This is a genomic window from Neobacillus sp. FW104-15D2 (assembly GCF_058790155.1).
On sequence record NZ_JBYTCJ010000010.1, the window covers coordinates 1 to 18,155 of the forward strand.

The window sequence follows — 18,155 nt, forward strand, 5'->3', positions numbered from 1 at the left end:
ATGGCTCCAGAAGAGGAAGTCATAAACCCGAGCTCCCTGACCAAATTCCGTAAATTAAGGTTGCCGGATATTAACCTCCTAGATTTGCTTATAAATAAATCAGTGGAGATTGCTTTAGAAAAAGGGATTATCAAAAGTAAATCGATCATTGTCGATGCCACCCATACTAAAGCCCGTTACAATCAGTTGAAACCGAAGGAAGTCCTGATGGAGCGTTCAAAGAAGCTCAGGAAGGCGATCTACCAAATCGATGAATCCATGAAACCCAAATTCCCTTCCAAGACAAAGACCGATGTTTTGGAGGATGAGATTGCCTATTCACAGAAACTAATTGAAGTGATTGAACAGGAAGAAACCCTCATTCAATACCCGGCCGTGAAAGAACAGTTGAACCTATTGAAAGAGACGGTCTCAGATGACCTGGAAAAGCTCCAATGTTCAAAGGACCAGGATGCGAAGGTGGGACACAAAACCGCAGACTCTTCTTTCTTCGGATACAAGACGCATCTAGCAATGAGTGAGGAACGAATTATTACGGCAGCTGTGATAACTACAGGCGAGAAAAATGATGGCAAGCAGCTTCAATCTCTTATAGAGAAAAGCAAAGAAGCAGGTATCCAGGTTGAGACTGTGATCGGCGATGCTGCATATTCAGAAAAAGACAATATTAAGTACAGTAAAACAAACAAAATCAACTTAGTCGCAAAATTGAACCCGAGTGTTACCCAGGGATTCCGCACAAAAGAAGACGAATTTGAATTTAATAAGGACGCTGGGATGTATGTCTGTAAAGCAGGACATCTCGCAATCAGAAAGGCGCGCACCGGAAAGAAAAACACAGGCAGAAATCAAGTGGAAACCCACTATTTTGATATTGAAAAATGCAAGCGTTGCCCATTTAGGGAGGGCTGTTATAAAGAGGGAGCGAAAAGTAAGACGTATTCAGTTTCGTTAAAATCAACTGAACACCTAGATCAGGCAGAGTTTCAGGAAAGTGAGTACTTTAAGGAAAAATCCAAGGAAAGGTATAAAATAGAAGCTAAAAATAGCGAATTAAAACATAGGCACGGGTATGATGTAGCCACATCCTCGGGTCTAATTGGTATGGAAATACAAGGTGCCATGGCCATATTTACAGTCAATCTAAAAAGGATTCTGAAGCTGATGAAATAAAAGTAGAGAGTAAAAATGTAAACTGAAAACAAGAAAAAAGCCGGATTAATTCCAAAAATATGGAATAAACCTGGCTTTTTTCAATTGTATTTTCTCAGTAGGACTATAAAATCGGAAGATTTTCAGTAGCCTCTTCCAAAGTGCCTGTTCTTTTTTTATTTATAAGAATTGCTTCTACATTCCACTCTCCATTTTTGTCTATTTCGTGAACTCTTCTGTTTTTAGATAAGAAAAAGGCAAAACATTGATTTAAATCAATTCTTTTGACCAAAAATTCTATTATGGTTGAGTTAGAAACTTTAAATATAGGAATGGAGAGGAAATCATATGGAATTTCAATTGGATGGCACAAGAGCAATTATTGATGTAAGAGAAAGAGTTTTACGTGGAGAACATCCACGAAAGGAAATCCTGGACTTTGTAAAAAGCACACCAGTGGGCACAGTGATTGAGGTTCACCTTCCACATCGGGGCGAGCCATTGGCTGCCGGTTTTACCGCCATGGGAATGAATGCGATTATTAATGAACTTGAACCCGGCCATTACAGGCTGATGGCTTGTCAAACTTGAAAATCGAAGGTAAATCGCCTCCCAATTTAAATTGTTGAACCTTTAGCTTAAGTTTCTCCTATAGCTGTGATGTAAATTACATTTTTTCTGATGGGAATGCTTTATATTTAATACAACAAGGAAAGTAAGGGGGAATTTCTAATGGGCTTTGCTACTATAAGAATGGAAGAGTTCGGGTGTCTCTCTTGTTTAAAAAAAGTAAAACGCGGCATTCAGAAGGAATACGGAATTGAGAATGTTACCATACTATTTGATTATGGAAAAGTGAAATTAACTTTTAATGAAGAACAGATCGGTTTGCAGGAAATTCAAACCAAAATCAACCACCTTAAACTTAAAACCTTCGATTAAATCAAACGCCCTGGAGGAATATCCAGGGCTATTTTCTTTATATAATTTTTGAATCCAAGATCATTTCTTTTTCCAAATGGCTTGCGCGGATGCCAAATTGTGGACTTAAATTTTTAATCTCTTCTCCTAGAAGCAGTTTAATGGCCAGATAGGGATAATTCACACCGGAAAGGCAGCTAATATGAAGGCCTCCGCTCATTCGGGGGTTAATTTCCAACAGTTTTGGAATTCCCATCGAGTATTTAAGCTGGATATTAAAAACATACGGAAGCCTGAATTCCTTGTAAAATTCATGAGCAAGCTGGATCAGCTCGTGGTGCTCAATAAGCTCCCTAACTCTGCCGTCCCCTTTCATACGCGGGATGGCTGTATATAATTTTTTCGTTGATGCTAGGCAGTCTATACTATACTCAGTTCCATCAAGGAATTCCATTACCATTAAATCAGAAAAATGTTCCTTTTGGCTTAATATTTCATAGGCATAATGATAAGGTATACGATAGCCATTCCCTCCGCCAATCAATTGTTCGACCGTATCAATATTTTCCTTTATGACTCGAAACCCGCAAGCTCCTTCTCCTACGGCTGGCTTTATGCAGACAGTACGTCCCCGCTCTCTTAATGTTTGATAGGCATACTTAAATTCTTCTGCATTATTTACAACAAAATATTCAGGAATCGTTATACTTGTTTTCTCCCCAACAACTTGATAGGCCTTTACTTTATTATCAAGCATCTTCATTAACTCGTAATCTGGACAGACCAGCACCTTGACTCCGATGGAATGAAATTTTTCAAGACTTTTAGAAATTAAAACATTTTCTTTCCTTGGGATAAAAATATCTATTTGGTGGTTTTGACAAAAATTCAGGCAAAAATCAACGTATTCCATTCCGTCCACATCAGGCTCCAAATAAGCGAAATCGCAAACCTGCAGATACAAGGCATCCAGATTTGCATGGGTTCCATAAATAGTGAACTTTCTATTTTCCGGGTTATTTTTTATTAAATCAATAAAATGGGCTGCAGTTGTAAACCAGCGGTTAAACCAAATGTTCATCTTAACCCTCTTTCATGTTGTAATTGGCTTTTCCATTATTTGTTCTTTTATCGAATTTTATTAAAAATAATTCGCCCATTTTATCAATAAGTGGACAAGCGTTTATGCTTGTCTCCATTTTTTACATACTATGTTGATGTAAGGTTCGAACATTACAGATTCCAAACCGAAAGGGGGGGATATGTAATGGAATTAGGATTAGTAGATTTTCTTGTTGTAGTGCTGATTTTAGTAGCATGGCTTCTAGTAAGTCTTTTAAGCCCTGGAAGTGACACTACTGAAAATGCACTTCAAGCTGCAGCTTGTACAATTTTGGGCTGCGGGGCTCCAGTATAATGCTTTACCTCTTTTCTCATAGGGGCCTTGGAAGAATTTATTCTTCCAGGGCTTTCTTCTTGATAATAATGGTCTTCCACTCTGGGAAACAGACGTAAAGCTGGTGTTGGTCCTGATCTAAAAAATCCGGCAGACGCTAAGACACACTATAGGTTCTTTTATGCCTTAGTTGGTTTTGGATGGGCACTCGCTTTGCCCGCGTGAGTCTCCCACCTTTAATCAACATTTCATAGTCAGCCATGTCACAGGCATTTAATATTAAAAGTTTCTTTTCAAAAAATACAGATTGGAGAATGATGTTATGCAAGAATCACCACTACCAAAAGATGAAATCAAAACATCTAATATGGATTTAACTCAGTTGGCAAATTTACTAAAAATGCATCTAATTAATTCTGAAGAGGCTCCGCAATCTGAAAAACAGGAGGCAAAAGTAAATACCGATCATCTCAAAAAAGCAGCATCACAATTGTTTAAAAATCAGTCAACTTTGGATATGGGCTCTTTATTAAAAATTGCTGGAAGCCTTGCCGGGAATAAGGAGATTTTAAATTCAATTAAAGGAATGACAGGTGCAGCTTCTTCTTCTTCTGACCAAGCAAATAGCCAGCTGGAAGAGAAACTTGATCATTTGGCAAACGAGATAGTTCTTTTAAGGGATGAAATCAAACAACTTCGGGAGAAAAAGTGGTTTTTCTTTTAATAAAAGAAAAGACTCTGGGGGATTTTATTCTTTTTTAATAGACAAAAGGATCTATTCCCAATTGAATAGATCCTTTTAATATGAATGAGTCAGAGACACTTTATTTCATCCGGATTTTGTCTTTGGAAGCTGTTTCGCCTCTGCTTTTCTTGCATCAGCCAGTATTCCTCAACCCTGCTGCAATTCCGCTGATGGTTAAGAGAACCTGGGTCATGAGTTCATCATCGATTTCTTCAGTGTTCCTCAGTTCCTTTATCAGTTCAACCTGTATATGATTCAGCGGGTCTACATAAGGATTGCGTCGATGGACTGAATCCTGAATATTTGGCGCGTTGTCAAGCAGCTCTTCATCCTGTGAAATTTGCAGGAGAATGGCCTTTGTTTTGTTGTATTCTTCCACAATATTATTGAAAATACGGTCGGCTATTTCTTTATCCTCTACAAGTGCACGATATTCGCTTGCCGTTGTAAGGTCTGCTTTCATTAAAGCCATTTGCAGATTATCCACTGTTGAGCGGAAGAATGGCCATTCTTTGTACATTTCCTGCAGTAAAACCACATTTTCTGGATTCTTTGCAGCAAAGTTTTGAAGCCCTGTTCCTGCTGCATACCAGGCAGGGAACAGCTGGCGGCTCTGCGTCCAGGCAAATACCCATGGAATAGCTCTCAGGTTCTCAAATTGAGCGCTGTTCTTCCTGCTCATTGGGCGAGAGCCAATATTTAATTCCGCTAATTCCTTTAGTGGTGTTGCCTGATTAAAGTAAACCAAAAAGTCAGGATCAGCAAACACGAGGGATTGATACTTTACAAGGGAGACTTCGGAGATTTCCTCCATTGCCTCTTCCCATCTAATATCCCGGATATGCCCCTGTTCTGATTCCTTAGATACCTTTGCTGCTGCGAGCATCAATGTTGATGTTGCCTGTTCGAGACTTCGGTAAGCGATATCTTCAAGTAAATACCTTGATGATAAAACCTCACCTTGCTCGGTAATCTTGACTCCATCACCCAAGGTTTCTGCCGGCTGAGACAACAGGCTCCGGTGCAATGTACCGCCGCCCCTTCCAAGGGAACCGCCTCGGCCGTGGAAAAACTTCAGGCTTACCTGAAACTTTTTCGCCATCTCATGAATCTCAAGCTGTGCTTTGTACAGCTTCCAGTTGGCTGTCAATGTACCGCCATCTTTACTGCCATCGGAATATCCCAGCATGATTTCCTGGTGATCGCCCATTGTTTTCAAGTGGTTACGGTAAACTGGCATTTTAAACAGCGTCTCCATAATTTTTGGACCTGCTTTTAAGTCATCAATGGTTTCAAGCAAAGGTGCTACATTCAGGTCATTCTCAATCGAACCGTCCGCATGAAGACGGTAAATCCCTGCCTCTTTTGCCATAAGCAAAACCTCAAGCAGATCGCTGGCCGACTGAGTCATGCTGACAAGGTAAACGGTGATTGATCTTTTTCCGAATTCAGCATGCGCTCTTTTGATAAGCCTGAAAACTTCAATCATTTGCTGTGTTTCTAAAGAATAGTCTTCATTCATTAAAAGAAGCGGTCTTGGATCATTCAGCAGGCTGTCGAGCAGGCTTACTTTTTCACTCTCACTTAATTCTTCATATTTATCAGTAATCCGAACTTTGCGAAGAATCTCGGAAACAGCCGCCTCGTGCTCACCGCTATGGTTGCGGATATCAAGCGTAGCGAGATGGAATCCGAACAATTCTACCTGGCGGATTAGCTTGTTCAGCATTTTGAGTTCATAATTTACAGGATGATGCTGACGAATACTTGTGTGAATCATAAGTAAATCCTCAAGCATTTCTTCGGCTTTCTCGTATCCAATTTCCGAATTACCGTCGTTGCGTAGACGTTCAATCATTACAGCAAACTTTCGTCGGTAGACTTCAGACTCGATTGTCCAGCGTTTATCTTCAGTTAAGTACTTCTGCTCATCTTTCTCAAGGGCTTCAATAAAAGCCTCAGGTACAGATACTCGAAGGGACGAGTGACTAAAACGCTTCATTAATTCAGTCAAAACTGCCTTGTATTTTTTCAAAACAAGCCTACGCTGCCTATTTAAGGTTTCCCAGGTTACAGCTGGAGTGACATTTGGATTTCCATCCCTGTCGCCTCCAATCCATGATCCAAATCGAAGAAACTCGGGAACCTTCCATTTATTGGTGTTGTAATGCATGTTCAGACTCTCTTCTACCTCCAGGTGGATTTCAGGGAGTACGTCAAACAGCGTCTGGTCAAAATAGTAGAGACCATTACGGACCTCGTCAATGACAGAAGGTTTGTTATGTCTTAATTCATCTGTTTGCCAGAGAGCTGTTACCTCATTAAACAGGCTATCTTCTAATTTGGTTCTTTCTTTTTTTGAAAGAATTGGAGAATCCAGCTGTTTTAGGATATTAGCAATCCTTTTTTGGATCTCAAGAATGGAACGTTTTGTTGCCTCGGTTGGATGGGCTGTAATGATAAGTTCCAAAGATAACTTGTTTATTACCTTTTCAATTATTTCAATCGTAATTTCATTTTCTTTCAATGACAAAATCGCACTTTCAATCGATCCCGGCTGGACATTTACTTCCGATTGAAGCTGATATTCCCTCCGCCTGCGGATTCGATGATTTTGTTCTGCCACGTTAATTAAATGGAAATAAGCGGAGAAAGCACGGATAACCTGCTGACGCATTGGCGGAGTAAGCATGGTAATTTCCTGCTTTAATTCGTCATACGTTTCCTGGTGTTTTTGCGTGCGGAGTATCTTGCATAATGCTCTTATTTTTTCAACTTTATCAAGAAGCTCCTGGCCGCCATGATAGATTAGGATTTCGCCCAGTATATTACCAAGCATTTTTACATCCCTGCGCAGCGGCAGGCTGCTGTCATTTGTTTTTAAACCAGTGGGCATGTACTCATCCTCCCAAACACAGATGTTTGTGAATTTTTTAAATATTAATATAACATATGTTTTAAAAAATGTCCGATTTAAGCTTGTATTACTATTTTTTTTTACGTTTAGAATTGGCAAAAACTTTCTGTTTCCGTAAATACATACTATAATGAAATTCATTAGATTAATAATAAAATTCTTTTTATACATATAAGCAAGTAAAGGGGCACGAGAATCTATGAAAGATGAGTTAAAATACTTCGGCGAAAAGCTTATTCAGGATAGTGAAAGGCTGGCCATTAAACTTGAGGAACACTTAAATGACAACTACTCAAAAAGTCTCCGAAATGCCGGTATGCCTTTAGATGAATTAAGAGAGATCCGGGCAGAAATAATTCATGGTTTAGGAGAAGCATTGAATGGTGATGAGACTGATATTTCCCAGCGTCTTGATAACTGGGGAGTAAAAGCTGCAGAATTTGCCCTCCGGTATGAGGTCCCATTAAGCGGGTCTATCCGGGCTGTTTCCTATTATAGATCTGTCCTATGGGATGTTTTCACAGAGGAGTTAGAAAAACGTGACTTTGCTGCAAAAACCATGCTAGATATCGCAAAGATTATTGATCCCATGATTGATCAGGTCTGCAATGTCATTGGTGAAGTCTACGAAAAGCATAATTATCACATTATGACTGCCGCCTACACAGCACTGGATGAATTATCGGTTCCCGTTGTACCCATTACAAAAGGAATTGCCGTTATTCCGATTGTTGGTGAAATTGACGCCCGCCGCTCCAGCCTGATTATGGAGGTTTCCCTTAACGCAGGAACAGAGCACCAATTAAATCATATTATCCTCGATGTTTCCGGGGTTCCAATCATCGATACAATGGCTGCGGACCAGCTTATGAAGATTATTAGCGCATTAAAGCTTACCGGAGTTGAAAGTATTCTAACCGGCCTTCGTCCAGAGATCGCTCAAACAATTGTCGGACTAGGGATTGGATTTTCAGACATCCAAACACAGGCCAATATGCGTAAAGCTCTGGAGACCTTAGGATTTAAACAAGTAAAGTAATGGCAGCTGTTTTGGTGAGACGGGTCGTTGGAGGATTTTCACTTTGCTCACCTGGCGCCAGCCTTGTCACTTTCACTGGAAGGCTTGTCTGCTTTTGAAGTGTGCATATCCAGCTTAAATCGGGCACAAGATCCGTGACTCGGGCATTCATATCTGGGTTTCGTGCATTTAAGTTGGAAAATCGTGCATTCTTCTGTGAAAATCGTGCATTTCCCTTAAAAAAACGTGCATTCTTCCGCGAAAATCGTGCAGTTCCCTTTAAAAATCGGTTATTCCTCATCCAAAATCGTGCATAAGCCTTTCAATGCTGTGCCTTTCTTTTTAAAAGCCTTTAAAAATGCCTGTTTCCCGATTATTTGGGCATTAATTTTCCTAAATTTGATCTAAACAACAGGGACTGGCATCAGCAGTCCCATTATTTATCCCATTAACAGCTTCATAATAGCCTTTTGTGCATGCAGACGGTTTTCAGCTTCGTCGAAAACAACGGAATGCTTGCCGTCAAGGATTTCGGCCGTCACTTCTTCGCCGCGGTGTGCCGGCAGACAATGAAGGAACAAATAGTCCTTTTTCGCATAGCTGCACAGCTTTTCATTTACCTGGTATGGCGTAAAGATTTTCATTCGTTCCTGCTGTTCTTCTTCCTGGCCCATGCTTGCCCAGACATCTGTGATGATCACATCGGCATCACTTGCTGCTTCAGCAGGGTCATTGGTCAGTATGACTTCTCCACCTGTTTTTGCCGCTTCCTTTTTCGCACGCTGGACAATCATTTCATTCGGTGCGTAGCCTTCCGGGCTCGCAACAGCAATTTGCATGCCCACCTTTACAGCACCTTCGATCAAGGAGTGTGCCATGTTATTTCCGTCACCTACATAGCAAACCTTAAGTCCTTCCAGCTTTCCTTTGTGTTCATGAATGGTCAGCAGATCGGCCATTACCTGTGTGGGATGATGGTCATCAGTCAATCCGTTAATAATTGGAACATCCGCATGATTCGCCAGCTCTTCAATTTTTGAATGTTCAAATGTTCGGATCATAATGCCATCTATATATCGTGAAAGAACCTTTGCGGTATCTCCTACTGTTTCACCGCGTCCCAATTGAATGTCGCGGGAGCTTAGAAAAATAGCGTGCCCTCCAAGCTGCAGCATCCCCACTTCAAAGGATACACGGGTTCTGGTAGAGGATTTTTCAAAAATCATCCCCAAAACTTTTCCCTGCAGGAAGGAGTGCTGCTTTCCTGCCTTTTGCATCTGTTTTAATTCTTTTGCCTCATCAAGCATATAGAGAATTTCTTCTTTAGAAAAATCATTTAGTGTTAAGAAGTTTTTATTTTTAAATTTAGGCACTTTCTCGTTTTGCATTTTTAAAGTGTAAGTCATTCTCCTGCCCCTTTCTATACGAACGATTGATTCATTTTTAAATATTCATTGATATCCAGACATCCTGTTTCGAGCGCCTCCGGGCATCGGATAAAGCTTTGGAAGGTTTCAAGATTTGTAAAGCATGCAACCTGATACCTTGTTGCCATGGACCTCATCTGGAAACCGAGAGTCTGGCTGTTTCGTCCCTGGGTCGGTATGTTAAGGACTGCCGAAATCTCTTTATCTTTTAAGAGCTGTTCTGTTTCTGCCAGGCTGGAAACCTCTCCGGCATGAACACCATGGCTTTTTAAAAATTGTGCTGTTTTCGGAGTGGCCAACAGCTGATGGCCCTTTTCAGCTAATTCCTTGATTAATGGAAGTGCCTCAGCTTTGGATCTATCGGTAATGGCACATAAAATTGCTCCTGATTGACCTGATTTCTTTGACCCTTTTTTAAATGCTTCGTCAAAAGTCATTCCGATACCGATTAATTCCCCGGTCGACTTCATTTCTGGTCCCAGGATATGATCGACATCCTTCAGTTTTTTATCTGAAAAAACTGGCTGCTTGACGACTGTATAGCAAGGCTCATTTAAAAGTCCGAGTCGGTGTGTGATTTCTCCAAGCTTTTCGCCCAGCTGGCAGCGGACCGCCCATTCAATCATTGGGATTCCGGTTACCTTGCTCATGATTGGCGTCGTTCTGGAGGCTCTTGGATTGACCTCTAAAACATAAACTGTGTCGTTAAAAAGGACAAATTGAATATTCATCAGGCCAACTACCGGAAGGCTGCGGGCAATTCTTCCCGAATAATTAACCAGCGTTTTCTTTGTTTCTTCCGTTAAGGTTAAAGGTGGAAATACAGCGATGCTATCACCGGAATGGACTCCAGCTTTTTCGATATGCTCCATGATTCCCGGAATAACAATATCTTTCCCGTCGCTGATTACATCGACTTCACATTCAAGCCCAGGATAGTAGCGGTCCATCAACAGCGGCCAAATTCCTTTGTCTGCCTGCTGTAAAAAGATCTTTTTATAATTAGCTAAGTCGTCTTCACTGTTTAAAATAAACATTGACTGTCCGCCGATTACGTAGGAAGGGCGTACAAGTAAAGGATAACCGAGTTCAGCAGCGGCTTGATCGATCTCTGCAGCAGTTTCAACTGTTTTCCCTTCGATATGAGGAATATCAAGATTGTTTAAGAGCTGGTAAAACTGTTCCCTGTCTTCTGCAGCATCGATGCTGTCCATGCTTGTTCCCAGGATTGTCAGTCCTTCTTCATGAAGGGCTTGAGCGACATTTATTGCCGTCTGGCCTCCAAATTGAATCAGGACCTCTTTAATTTGCTCTCGTTTGATAACCTGGAGGATATCTTCTGCAGCAAGCGGTTCAAAATATAATCGGTCAGCAACCGTATAATCAGTACTTACTGTTTCTGGGTTGTTATTGATAACAATTGCCTCATAGCCTTTCTTTTTAAGCGCCAGAGCGGCATGGACAGAACAGTAGTCAAACTCAATTCCCTGGCCGATGCGGATTGGTCCGGAACCAATTACAAGAACCTTTGGTTTGCACGAATCTAGTTCCAGTTCATCTTCACCATGATAAGTAGAATAGTAGTACGGCGTGATTGCCTCAAACTCAGCGGCACAGGTATCGACCTGCTTATAAACCGGCTGCAAACCGAGGCTCTCCCAGTGCAGGCGCACCTCTTTTTCCTTCATATTAAAAATGCTGGCAAAAAGTTTATCGCTAATTTGGTTTTTCTTTGCGCAAATAGCCAATTCCTGAGGAATCTCATCCAGTGATTTGCAGGATCTCAGCTCTTTTTCAAGATCTGTCAGTTTTTTAATTTTAGCGAGAAACCACAAATCAATGGCTGTGTTCTTTTGAATTGTCTCTATATCCGTTCCTCTATAAAAAAGCTCGGCGATTTGGTAAAGCCGTTCGTCCGTGACAGTTTTAATCGATTCAGCCAATTCTTCATATGCCGTTTCGCCAAAACGGTTGCCTGTCAGGCTGAAGACTGGTGTGTTTAAAGAACGGATTGCCTTATTTAAGGCTCCTTCAAAGGTTCGGTCAATCGCCATTGCTTCACCTGTTGCCTTCATCTGAGTTCCAAGCGTCCTGTCCGCTTCAGGGAATTTATCAAACGGGAACCTCGGCAGTTTGACAACAATATAGTCAATTGCCGGTTCAAAGGAGGCAAATGTATTGCCTGTTATAGGATTGACAATCTCATCAAGATGATAGCCAATAGCACATTTTGCAGCAATCCTTGCAATTGGATAACCTGTTGCTTTCGAAGCAAGTGCCGATGAACGGCTCACCCTTGGATTTACTTCAATAATGCAGTACTGATTGGACTCAGGATTGAGCGCGAACTGAATATTACAGCCGCCGATGACACCAAGAGCGCGAATAATTTTTAAAGAAGAATCCCTAAGCATCTGGTATTGAGTATCCGTTAATGTTTGAGATGGTGCGACAACAATGGAATCGCCGGTATGAACACCAACCGGATCAAGATTCTCCATATTGCAAACGATAATACATGTATCATTTGCATCTCTCATTACCTCGTACTCTACTTCCTTCCAGCCTTTGATACTTCTCTCAAGCAAAACCTGGCCAATAGGGCTTAAGGATAAACCCTTTTTCAAAAGAGGAACGAGTTCTTCCTCGATATTGGCAAATCCTCCGCCTTCGCCACCGAGCGTAAAAGCAGGACGGCTGATTAACGGGAAGCCTGTTTCTCTTGCAAAATACAGACCTTCTTCCACCGTACTGATAGAAAGGGAATCAGGAATTGGTTCATTTAATTCAATCATCAATTGTTTGAATAGCTCCCGGTCTTCCCCTTTTTGAATCGAAGCAACAGATGTGCCAAGAATTTTCACACCGTACTTTTCTAAAATCCCTGCCTGATAAAGCTGGACTGTTAAGTTTAATCCTGTCTGTCCTCCAAGTGTACCAATCAACCCATCTGGCATTTCTTTTTTAATAACCTCTTCTATGCTTTCAACAGTCAAAGGTTCCATATACACTTTGTCAGCTACAGCAGAATCGGTCATGATCGTAGCGGGATTATTATTTACCAGAACTACCTCAAGGCCTTCCTCCTTGAGGGCAAGGCAGGCCTGTGTTCCCGCGTAGTCAAACTCAGCGGCCTGGCCGATAACAATAGGACCGGCACCTATTACTAACACTTTCTTAATTTCTTTCAATCTAGGCATTTAGCATTTCTCCTGTTTCCGCAAGCTGCTGGACAAATTTTTTAAAAATATGAGCTGTATCGTTTGGGCCCGCATTGGCCTCCGGGTGAAACTGGACTGTCTGAAGCGGCAGCGTTTTATGCTTAAGTCCCTCCACAGAATTGTCATTTACATTTTTATAGGCAATATCAAAGGTTCCCTTATCAATGGTATCCTCGATTACTTCATAGCCATGGTTCTGAGAAGTAATCCACACCTTGCCTGTTTCGAGTTCCTTTACAGGATGGTTGGCTCCCCTGTGACCAAATTTCATCTTTTCAGTTTTGCCTCCAAAGGCGAGGGCTATGAGCTGATGGCCCAGACAAATTCCAAGAGTAGGTAAGGCCTCTGCCATTTTCTTAATCTCCGGAAAAAGCGGTGCAAGTGCCATTGGATCCCCAGGGCCGTTACTTAGTAATAAGGCATCTGGATTGAGGTCGCTGATTTGCTGGCAGGTGTAGTTGTAAGGAACTACGGTTACCCTGCAGCCCTCTTCAAGAAGGGAGTCAAGGATTGACTTTTTATAACCATAATCAACCAGGACGACATGTGGTCCCTTATTCCCATGTGCTTCCGGCTCCTTAACAGAAACCCTTGGAACCTGACTGCTGGAAAAATCAGAAATCCATTCCTGTTTTTTGCCAGCGAAGGATTTATCCGATATCCAGCCTTTCAAGGTTCCGTGTTTGCGGATTTTTTTCGTAAGGCTTCGGGTATCTATCCCCGCCAGGCCCGCCACTCCGAAATGGCGCAATTGTTCAGAGAAGGATTGATTGGCCTGAAAATGGCTCGGTTCATCACAATGCTCACCAATGATTACCCCAGATAAGTGCAGGGTGTCGGCTTCGAAATCAAAGGAATTCATCCCGTAATTGCCGATCATTGGATAGCAAAACACCACAATCTGGCCTGCATAGGAAGGATCGGAAACGATCTCCTGGTAGCCTGTCATACTGGTGTTAAACACCACCTCGCCACAAGCTTCACCTGCCTTTCCGATAAAGCTTCCTTCATATATGTCGCCGTTCTCCAAGATGAGATACCCTTTATCCATTGTTTTCCCCTTCCTTAGGCTTTTGCTAGGATCTTACCTAATGATTTAATAAACTGATCACATTCTTCTTTTGAAGCAGTCAAAGGCGGAAGTATCCGCAATACATTCGGACCCGCAGTCAGTGCCAGGACCTTTTCTTCTTCTCTTAATCTATTTACAAGTGGCGCAGCCTCTGTATCCATTACTAATCCCAAAAGCAGCCCTTTTCCTCTTACATCTTTAATTTGGATATGCTTACTTTTTAGTTCAGCCAGTTTTTCGAGTAAATAATTACTGAGAACCTGTGCTGCTTCAGCCGCATTATTTCCAACAATATATTCCAGGGTTGCAAGCCCTGCTGTTGCTGACAGTGGATTTCCTCCAAATGTACTTCCGTGTGTGCCTGGTCCAAGTACTTTAGCTGCTTCAGTTGAAGCAATAATCGCCCCAATAGGAAATCCTGACCCTAATCCTTTTGCCAGAGATACTGCGTCAGGCTTTATTCCGTATTGCTGAAAAGCGAATAAAGTTCCTGTTCGGCCCATCCCTGTCTGTACCTCGTCAATCATCAGCAGCATTTCTTTTTCGCTGCAGATTTCTGCTAGCTTATTCACCCATTCCTGATCAGCAGGGACGACACCGCCCTCACCCTGAACAAGTTCCAGCAAAACGGCGGAAGTATCGAGTTCCTTTAATTGCTGTAAAGCTTCTTCGCTATTAAACTCCAAATAGATAAAGTCATTTATTAAAGCTGAGAAGCCAGCCTGTATTTTTTCCTGGCCTGTGGCTGACAGTGTAGCAAGCGTACGTCCGTGGAACGATTGTTTAAAGGTTACAATTTTATTGCTTCCGCCCTTTTCCGCTCCATACTTTCTTGCCAGCTTTATCAAAGCCTCATTTGCTTCAGCTCCGCTGTTGCAAAAAAACACCTGGCCTTCAAAGCTGTTCTGAATTAATAGTTCGGCAAGCTTTTCCTGGGCCGGTATATGATACAAATTGGAGCAATGCCAAAGGTTTTGCAGCTGCTCCTGTACTTTTTCGTAAACAGCATCAGGGACATGCCCCAAATTACATACCGCTATACCTGAAGTAAAGTCCAGATATTTTTCTCCTTTATCATCCCAGACAAAGCTTCCTTTTCCTTTTACGAGGGTGAGTGGAAATCTTGAATACGTGTTCATTACAGCACTTGCTTTGAGCAGTGACTTAGGCATGCAATAACTCCTCACTTGTATATATTTTTGTTCCTATTTTTTCTCCATTACAGTAGGCGGAAATGGCCTTTTCTGCTTTTCCGCTGAAAATGAGTACTTCTTTTACTCCGTTTATTAATGCTTCCTTGGCGCCGTTTACCTTTGGTATCATTCCTCCGGTAATGGTTCCGTCACCTATCAGCATATCGGCCTGATTGGTGGAAACATCAGATAAAATTAGTTTTTTTCCGGATTCCTCACGGTAGATGCCCGGAATATCGCTCATTAATAACAAAGGACATTTTAAAGCTGAAGCGATAGCGGCTGCAGCAGTATCGGCATTAATATTAAGGCGCTGCCCTGAAGCGTTCTTTCCCACTGGAGAAACTACCGGAATATAACCTTTCCCGCAAAGATCAATGAGCAAATCTTCTGTTATTTTTTTCACTGAACCCGTATATCCCAGTTCTTCGCTGATTTGTTCTCCTTGGATCAGCCCGCCGTCTATACCGCTGATGCCAACTGCCCGGCCCCCTGAGGACTGAATGCTCCTGCAGATCATTTTATTTACAGAACCGCTTAAAGCCATCTCGATTACATCCAGCATTTCTACTGTCGTTACTCTAAGACCGTTTACGAAGGCAGTTGGAATATCCAATTGGCCAAGCAGACGGGTAATTAATTTACCTCCGCCATGAACAATAATAGGCTGATACCGGCCTTCAGATTGGATTTCAGCAAGTTCCTGGTAAAAGGAGGGAGAAACATCATCTATAACACTGCCGCCTGCCTTAATAACTAAGTATTCCATTTTCCAGGTCCCTCCTTACGTCCTATACGAGGCGTTGATTCGGACATAGTCATAGGTCAAGTCGCAGCCCCAGGCCACTGCTGATTCGAGACCTTCGTTTAAATTAACACTGATTTTAATTACTTCATTATTAAGATAAGCTTTCGCTTCTTCCTCACTAAATGGATATGGCAAACCGTTTTCAACAACTGTAATCGGTCCGATTTTGGCTGAGATTTTTGAAGGATCAAGCTTTTTGCCACTGTAGCCGACTGCACAAATAATCCTTCCCCAGTTGGCATCGCTTCCGAAAACGGCGGTTTTTACAAGGGCTGATCCTACGATAGTTTTGCTAATAGCTGCGGCTGTTTCCTTATCAGGACAACCGATAGCTTCCACTTCTATCAGCTTGGTAGCGCCTTCGCCGTCGCGGGCGATCATTTTCGCAAGTTCACGCGAAACATAGGAGAATCCTTCCAGGAACACCTGCCAATCCTGATGTTCAGGTGATAATGGTGAATTTTCCGCAAGGCCATTTGCCAGAGCAAGTACCATATCATTTGTACTTGTATCTCCATCAACTGTAATCATATTAAAGGTTTGGTTCGTTGTTGCCTTTAATGCCAAGCTTAATGACTCAGCTTTGACATCAGCATCAGTAGTGATAAATCCCAGCATTGTAGCCATATTGGGATGTATCATACCCGATCCTTTGGCAGCTCCGCCTATGATAACTTCTTTTCCATCAATGAGGACCTTTACTGCCACTTGTTTTTCAGTAGTATCTGTTGTTAAAATCGCCTGTTCAAAATTTCCCGGCTGTTCGATGGAAGCATCTATTTGATTGATTCCTTTTACAATTTTTTCAATTGGAAGCTGTTCCCCAATTACCCCTGTTGAAGTAACAGCCACATAATCAGGTTTAATCCCTAACACCTCTGCAAATTGGCTTTGCATGATGCGGGCATTTTCCATTCCTTGATCCCCTGTACATGCGTTGGCATTTCCTGAGTTAACCAGAATCGCCTGAACTTTATTTTCCTTAGCAATACTTTCCTGTGTAACTATTAGTGGTGCAGCCTGGAATAGATTAGTCGTGTATACCCCCGCTGCTGATGCTGGTACTTCAGAGAAGATCCAGCCAAGATCAAGGCGCTTTCTCTTAAGCCCGCAATGCAGGCCGCCTCCTTTAAATCCACGAGGAGAAGTGACGCTTCCTCCTTGTATTTCAGTAAATACGCCCATCTCCTGCGCAATAATTTCTCCCAACTGTGTCCCCTCCAACGTCATATTAAAAATTTGCCTTGTTCATGGAAAAACAGGCGTCATATTTAGTCCTTCAGTTTCATTCCAGCCCATCATGAGATTCAAGTTCTGAACAGCCTGCCCGGCTGCGCCTTTTACGACATTATCAATCACGGAAACTACCATAATTTGATTGGTACGGTGATTAATCGCAAACCCGATGTCACAAAAATTAGAACCGTAAACCTGTTTTGTAGATGGGTAAGTTCCACCCTCTCGGATTCTGACAAAGGGACTAGTTTCATAAAAGTCCCGATATAATTCTTCAATTTGATCCTGGGTGAAGCTTTTTGCCATTTTCGCATATATGGTGCACATAATTCCCCTTGTCATTGGTACGAGGTGAGTGCTGAAGGTAACCTGGACCGGTGTGCTTGCCTGTTCAGATAAAACCTGCTCAATTTCCGGTATATGCTGGTGTCTGCCAAGTTTATAGGCTGATAGGTTTTCATTCGTCTCCGGGTAATGGGTGTTTTGAGATAATCCTCTTCCCGCCCCTGAAACACCGGATTTCCCATCAATAATAATGGAATCTGATTCAATCCAGCCCTGTTTCAGCAATGGAGTAATTCCCAGCAGCGTGGCAGTTGGATAACAACCAGGATTGGCAATAAAGCGGCTGTTTGTAATTTTCTCCCTGTAAAGCTCGCTCAGCCCATAAACAGCCTGGTCCAAATGCTCCTGTTGAGCCGGAGTTTTTCCATACCATTCTTCATACTCTTCGGGGGATTTAAGCCGGAAATCACCCGATAAGTCAATGATTCTTACTTCTTTACCAAGAAGTCCGGGTACCTCGCTTTTGCTAATTCCGGATGGTGTTGCATAAAAAACCACATCCGTTTCTTCTGCATTTAATTTTGACAGTCTCGGGATTCCCAAGCCTGTTAAATGGGGATAAATCTCCGAGATAACTGCTCCTTCACTGGAGCCTGAGACAACTGAATGGATCTCCACGTTGGGATGATTATGCAGGAGCCTGATTAACTCCAGTCCACTGTATCCAGTTGCCCCCACTATTGACGCCTTCATTTAACTCAACT

General features: G+C 42.1%; 16 protein-coding genes. 6 read left to right on the forward strand and 10 right to left on the reverse strand.

The genetic code is table 11. From position 1 onward, the window contains the following. The 3 genes from AC3WR0_RS09715 to AC3WR0_RS09725 all read left to right on the forward strand — a co-directional run. Positions 1 to 1,173, forward strand: a 1,173-nt coding sequence (locus AC3WR0_RS09715) for an IS1182 family transposase (RefSeq protein ID WP_492552130.1), incomplete at its 5' end; no start/stop codon positions are given. Between the two features lie 327 nt (positions 1,174 to 1,500). Then, complete coding sequence (locus tag AC3WR0_RS09720) at positions 1,501 to 1,743, forward strand: amino acid decarboxylase (protein ID WP_492552131.1); 243 nt, start codon at positions 1,501 to 1,503, stop codon at positions 1,741 to 1,743. Between the two features lie 141 nt (positions 1,744 to 1,884). Continuing rightward, a complete protein-coding gene (locus tag AC3WR0_RS09725) occupies positions 1,885 to 2,094 on the forward strand; it encodes a heavy-metal-associated domain-containing protein (RefSeq protein WP_492552132.1) in 210 nt (69 codons plus the stop codon). A 37-nt stretch (positions 2,095 to 2,131) separates the two neighbouring features. On the opposite strand, the gene AC3WR0_RS09730 is transcribed toward AC3WR0_RS09725, so the two are convergent. Further along, positions 2,132 to 3,154 carry an ATP-grasp domain-containing protein gene (locus AC3WR0_RS09730; protein WP_492552133.1) on the reverse strand — a complete coding sequence of 341 codons (1,023 nt, stop codon included), beginning with the start codon at positions 3,152 to 3,154 and terminating at the stop codon, positions 2,132 to 2,134. 186 nt (positions 3,155 to 3,340) lie between these two features. Here AC3WR0_RS09730 and AC3WR0_RS09735 point away from each other — a divergent pair, with 186 nt between their 5' ends. Beyond that, entirely contained in the window at positions 3,341 to 3,490 is a 150-nt protein-coding gene (locus AC3WR0_RS09735) for a hypothetical protein (RefSeq protein WP_492552134.1), read from the forward strand. Positions 3,491 to 3,791: 301 nt separating this feature from the next. Continuing rightward, positions 3,792 to 4,193, forward strand: coding sequence for a hypothetical protein (locus tag AC3WR0_RS09740; RefSeq protein WP_492552135.1), 402 nt, complete (start codon positions 3,792 to 3,794; stop codon positions 4,191 to 4,193). A gap of 154 nt (positions 4,194 to 4,347) precedes the next feature. Here AC3WR0_RS09740 and ppc read toward each other — a convergent pair whose 3' ends face one another. Next, positions 4,348 to 7,110, reverse strand: a complete 2,763-nt coding sequence (ppc, locus tag AC3WR0_RS09745; protein WP_492552136.1) for a phosphoenolpyruvate carboxylase — start codon at positions 7,108 to 7,110, stop codon at positions 4,348 to 4,350. A gap of 220 nt (positions 7,111 to 7,330) precedes the next feature. Here ppc and AC3WR0_RS09750 point away from each other — a divergent pair, with 220 nt between their 5' ends. Beyond that, positions 7,331 to 8,170 (forward strand): STAS domain-containing protein, encoded by an 840-nt coding sequence (locus AC3WR0_RS09750; RefSeq protein WP_492552137.1) that lies wholly within the window; start codon positions 7,331 to 7,333, stop codon positions 8,168 to 8,170. Here the strand turns inward: AC3WR0_RS09750 and AC3WR0_RS09755 are convergent. From AC3WR0_RS09755 to argC, 8 genes are all read right to left on the reverse strand, one after another. Continuing rightward, a complete protein-coding gene (locus tag AC3WR0_RS09755) occupies positions 8,154 to 8,450 on the reverse strand; it encodes a hypothetical protein (RefSeq protein ID WP_492552138.1) in 297 nt (98 codons plus the stop codon). The genes AC3WR0_RS09750 and AC3WR0_RS09755 overlap by 17 nt on opposite strands. 139 nt (positions 8,451 to 8,589) lie before the next feature. Next, positions 8,590 to 9,555 (reverse strand): ornithine carbamoyltransferase, encoded by a 966-nt coding sequence (gene argF / locus AC3WR0_RS09760; RefSeq protein WP_492552139.1) that lies wholly within the window; start codon positions 9,553 to 9,555, stop codon positions 8,590 to 8,592. Positions 9,556 to 9,569: 14 nt separating this feature from the next. Next, entirely contained in the window at positions 9,570 to 12,776 is a 3,207-nt protein-coding gene (carB, locus tag AC3WR0_RS09765) for a carbamoyl-phosphate synthase (glutamine-hydrolyzing) large subunit (RefSeq protein WP_492552140.1), read from the reverse strand. After that, positions 12,769 to 13,848, reverse strand: a complete 1,080-nt coding sequence (locus AC3WR0_RS09770; protein ID WP_492552141.1) for a carbamoyl phosphate synthase small subunit — start codon at positions 13,846 to 13,848, stop codon at positions 12,769 to 12,771. The genes carB and AC3WR0_RS09770 overlap by 8 nt, the downstream gene beginning before the upstream one ends. Positions 13,849 to 13,862: 14 nt before the next feature. Further along, positions 13,863 to 15,041: an aspartate aminotransferase family protein gene (locus AC3WR0_RS09775; protein WP_492552142.1), complete on the reverse strand. Its 1,179-nt coding sequence runs from the start codon at positions 15,039 to 15,041 to the stop codon at positions 13,863 to 13,865. Beyond that, a complete protein-coding gene (gene argB, locus AC3WR0_RS09780; protein WP_492552143.1) occupies positions 15,034 to 15,831 on the reverse strand; it encodes an acetylglutamate kinase in 798 nt (265 codons plus the stop codon). The genes AC3WR0_RS09775 and argB overlap by 8 nt, the downstream gene beginning before the upstream one ends. Before the next feature lie 15 nt (positions 15,832 to 15,846). Further along, positions 15,847 to 17,055: a bifunctional ornithine acetyltransferase/N-acetylglutamate synthase gene (argJ, locus tag AC3WR0_RS09785; protein ID WP_492552259.1), complete on the reverse strand. Its 1,209-nt coding sequence runs from the start codon at positions 17,053 to 17,055 to the stop codon at positions 15,847 to 15,849. A gap of 63 nt (positions 17,056 to 17,118) precedes the next feature. After that, positions 17,119 to 18,144 (reverse strand): N-acetyl-gamma-glutamyl-phosphate reductase, encoded by a 1,026-nt coding sequence (gene argC, locus AC3WR0_RS09790; RefSeq protein WP_492552144.1) that lies wholly within the window; start codon positions 18,142 to 18,144, stop codon positions 17,119 to 17,121. Positions 18,145 to 18,155 lie beyond the last annotated feature (11 nt).

What these genes read in the sequence shown, in the direction of transcription:
- AC3WR0_RS09720 (WP_492552131.1), top strand. Translation starts at nt 1,501, where the DNA reads ATGGAATTTCAATTGGATGGCACAAGAGCAATTATTGATGTAAGAGAA.
- AC3WR0_RS09725 (WP_492552132.1), top strand. Translation starts at nt 1,885, where the DNA reads ATGGGCTTTGCTACTATAAGAATGGAAGAGTTCGGGTGTCTCTCTTGT.
- AC3WR0_RS09730 (WP_492552133.1), bottom strand. Translation starts at nt 3,154, where the DNA reads ATGAACATTTGGTTTAACCGCTGGTTTACAACTGCAGCCCATTTTATT.
- AC3WR0_RS09735 (WP_492552134.1), top strand. Translation starts at nt 3,341, where the DNA reads ATGGAATTAGGATTAGTAGATTTTCTTGTTGTAGTGCTGATTTTAGTA.
- AC3WR0_RS09740 (WP_492552135.1), top strand. Translation starts at nt 3,792, where the DNA reads ATGCAAGAATCACCACTACCAAAAGATGAAATCAAAACATCTAATATG.
- ppc (WP_492552136.1), bottom strand. Translation starts at nt 7,110, where the DNA reads ATGCCCACTGGTTTAAAAACAAATGACAGCAGCCTGCCGCTGCGCAGG.
- AC3WR0_RS09750 (WP_492552137.1), top strand. Translation starts at nt 7,331, where the DNA reads ATGAAAGATGAGTTAAAATACTTCGGCGAAAAGCTTATTCAGGATAGT.
- AC3WR0_RS09755 (WP_492552138.1), bottom strand. Translation starts at nt 8,450, where the DNA reads ATGAGGAATAACCGATTTTTAAAGGGAACTGCACGATTTTCGCGGAAG.
- argF (WP_492552139.1), bottom strand. Translation starts at nt 9,555, where the DNA reads ATGACTTACACTTTAAAAATGCAAAACGAGAAAGTGCCTAAATTTAAA.
- carB (WP_492552140.1), bottom strand. Translation starts at nt 12,776, where the DNA reads ATGCCTAGATTGAAAGAAATTAAGAAAGTGTTAGTAATAGGTGCCGGT.
- AC3WR0_RS09770 (WP_492552141.1), bottom strand. Translation starts at nt 13,848, where the DNA reads ATGGATAAAGGGTATCTCATCTTGGAGAACGGCGACATATATGAAGGA.
- AC3WR0_RS09775 (WP_492552142.1), bottom strand. Translation starts at nt 15,041, where the DNA reads ATGCCTAAGTCACTGCTCAAAGCAAGTGCTGTAATGAACACGTATTCA.
- argB (WP_492552143.1), bottom strand. Translation starts at nt 15,831, where the DNA reads ATGGAATACTTAGTTATTAAGGCAGGCGGCAGTGTTATAGATGATGTT.
- argJ (WP_492552259.1), bottom strand. Translation starts at nt 17,055, where the DNA reads ATGGGCGTATTTACTGAAATACAAGGAGGAAGCGTCACTTCTCCTCGT.
- argC (WP_492552144.1), bottom strand. Translation starts at nt 18,144, where the DNA reads ATGAAGGCGTCAATAGTGGGGGCAACTGGATACAGTGGACTGGAGTTA.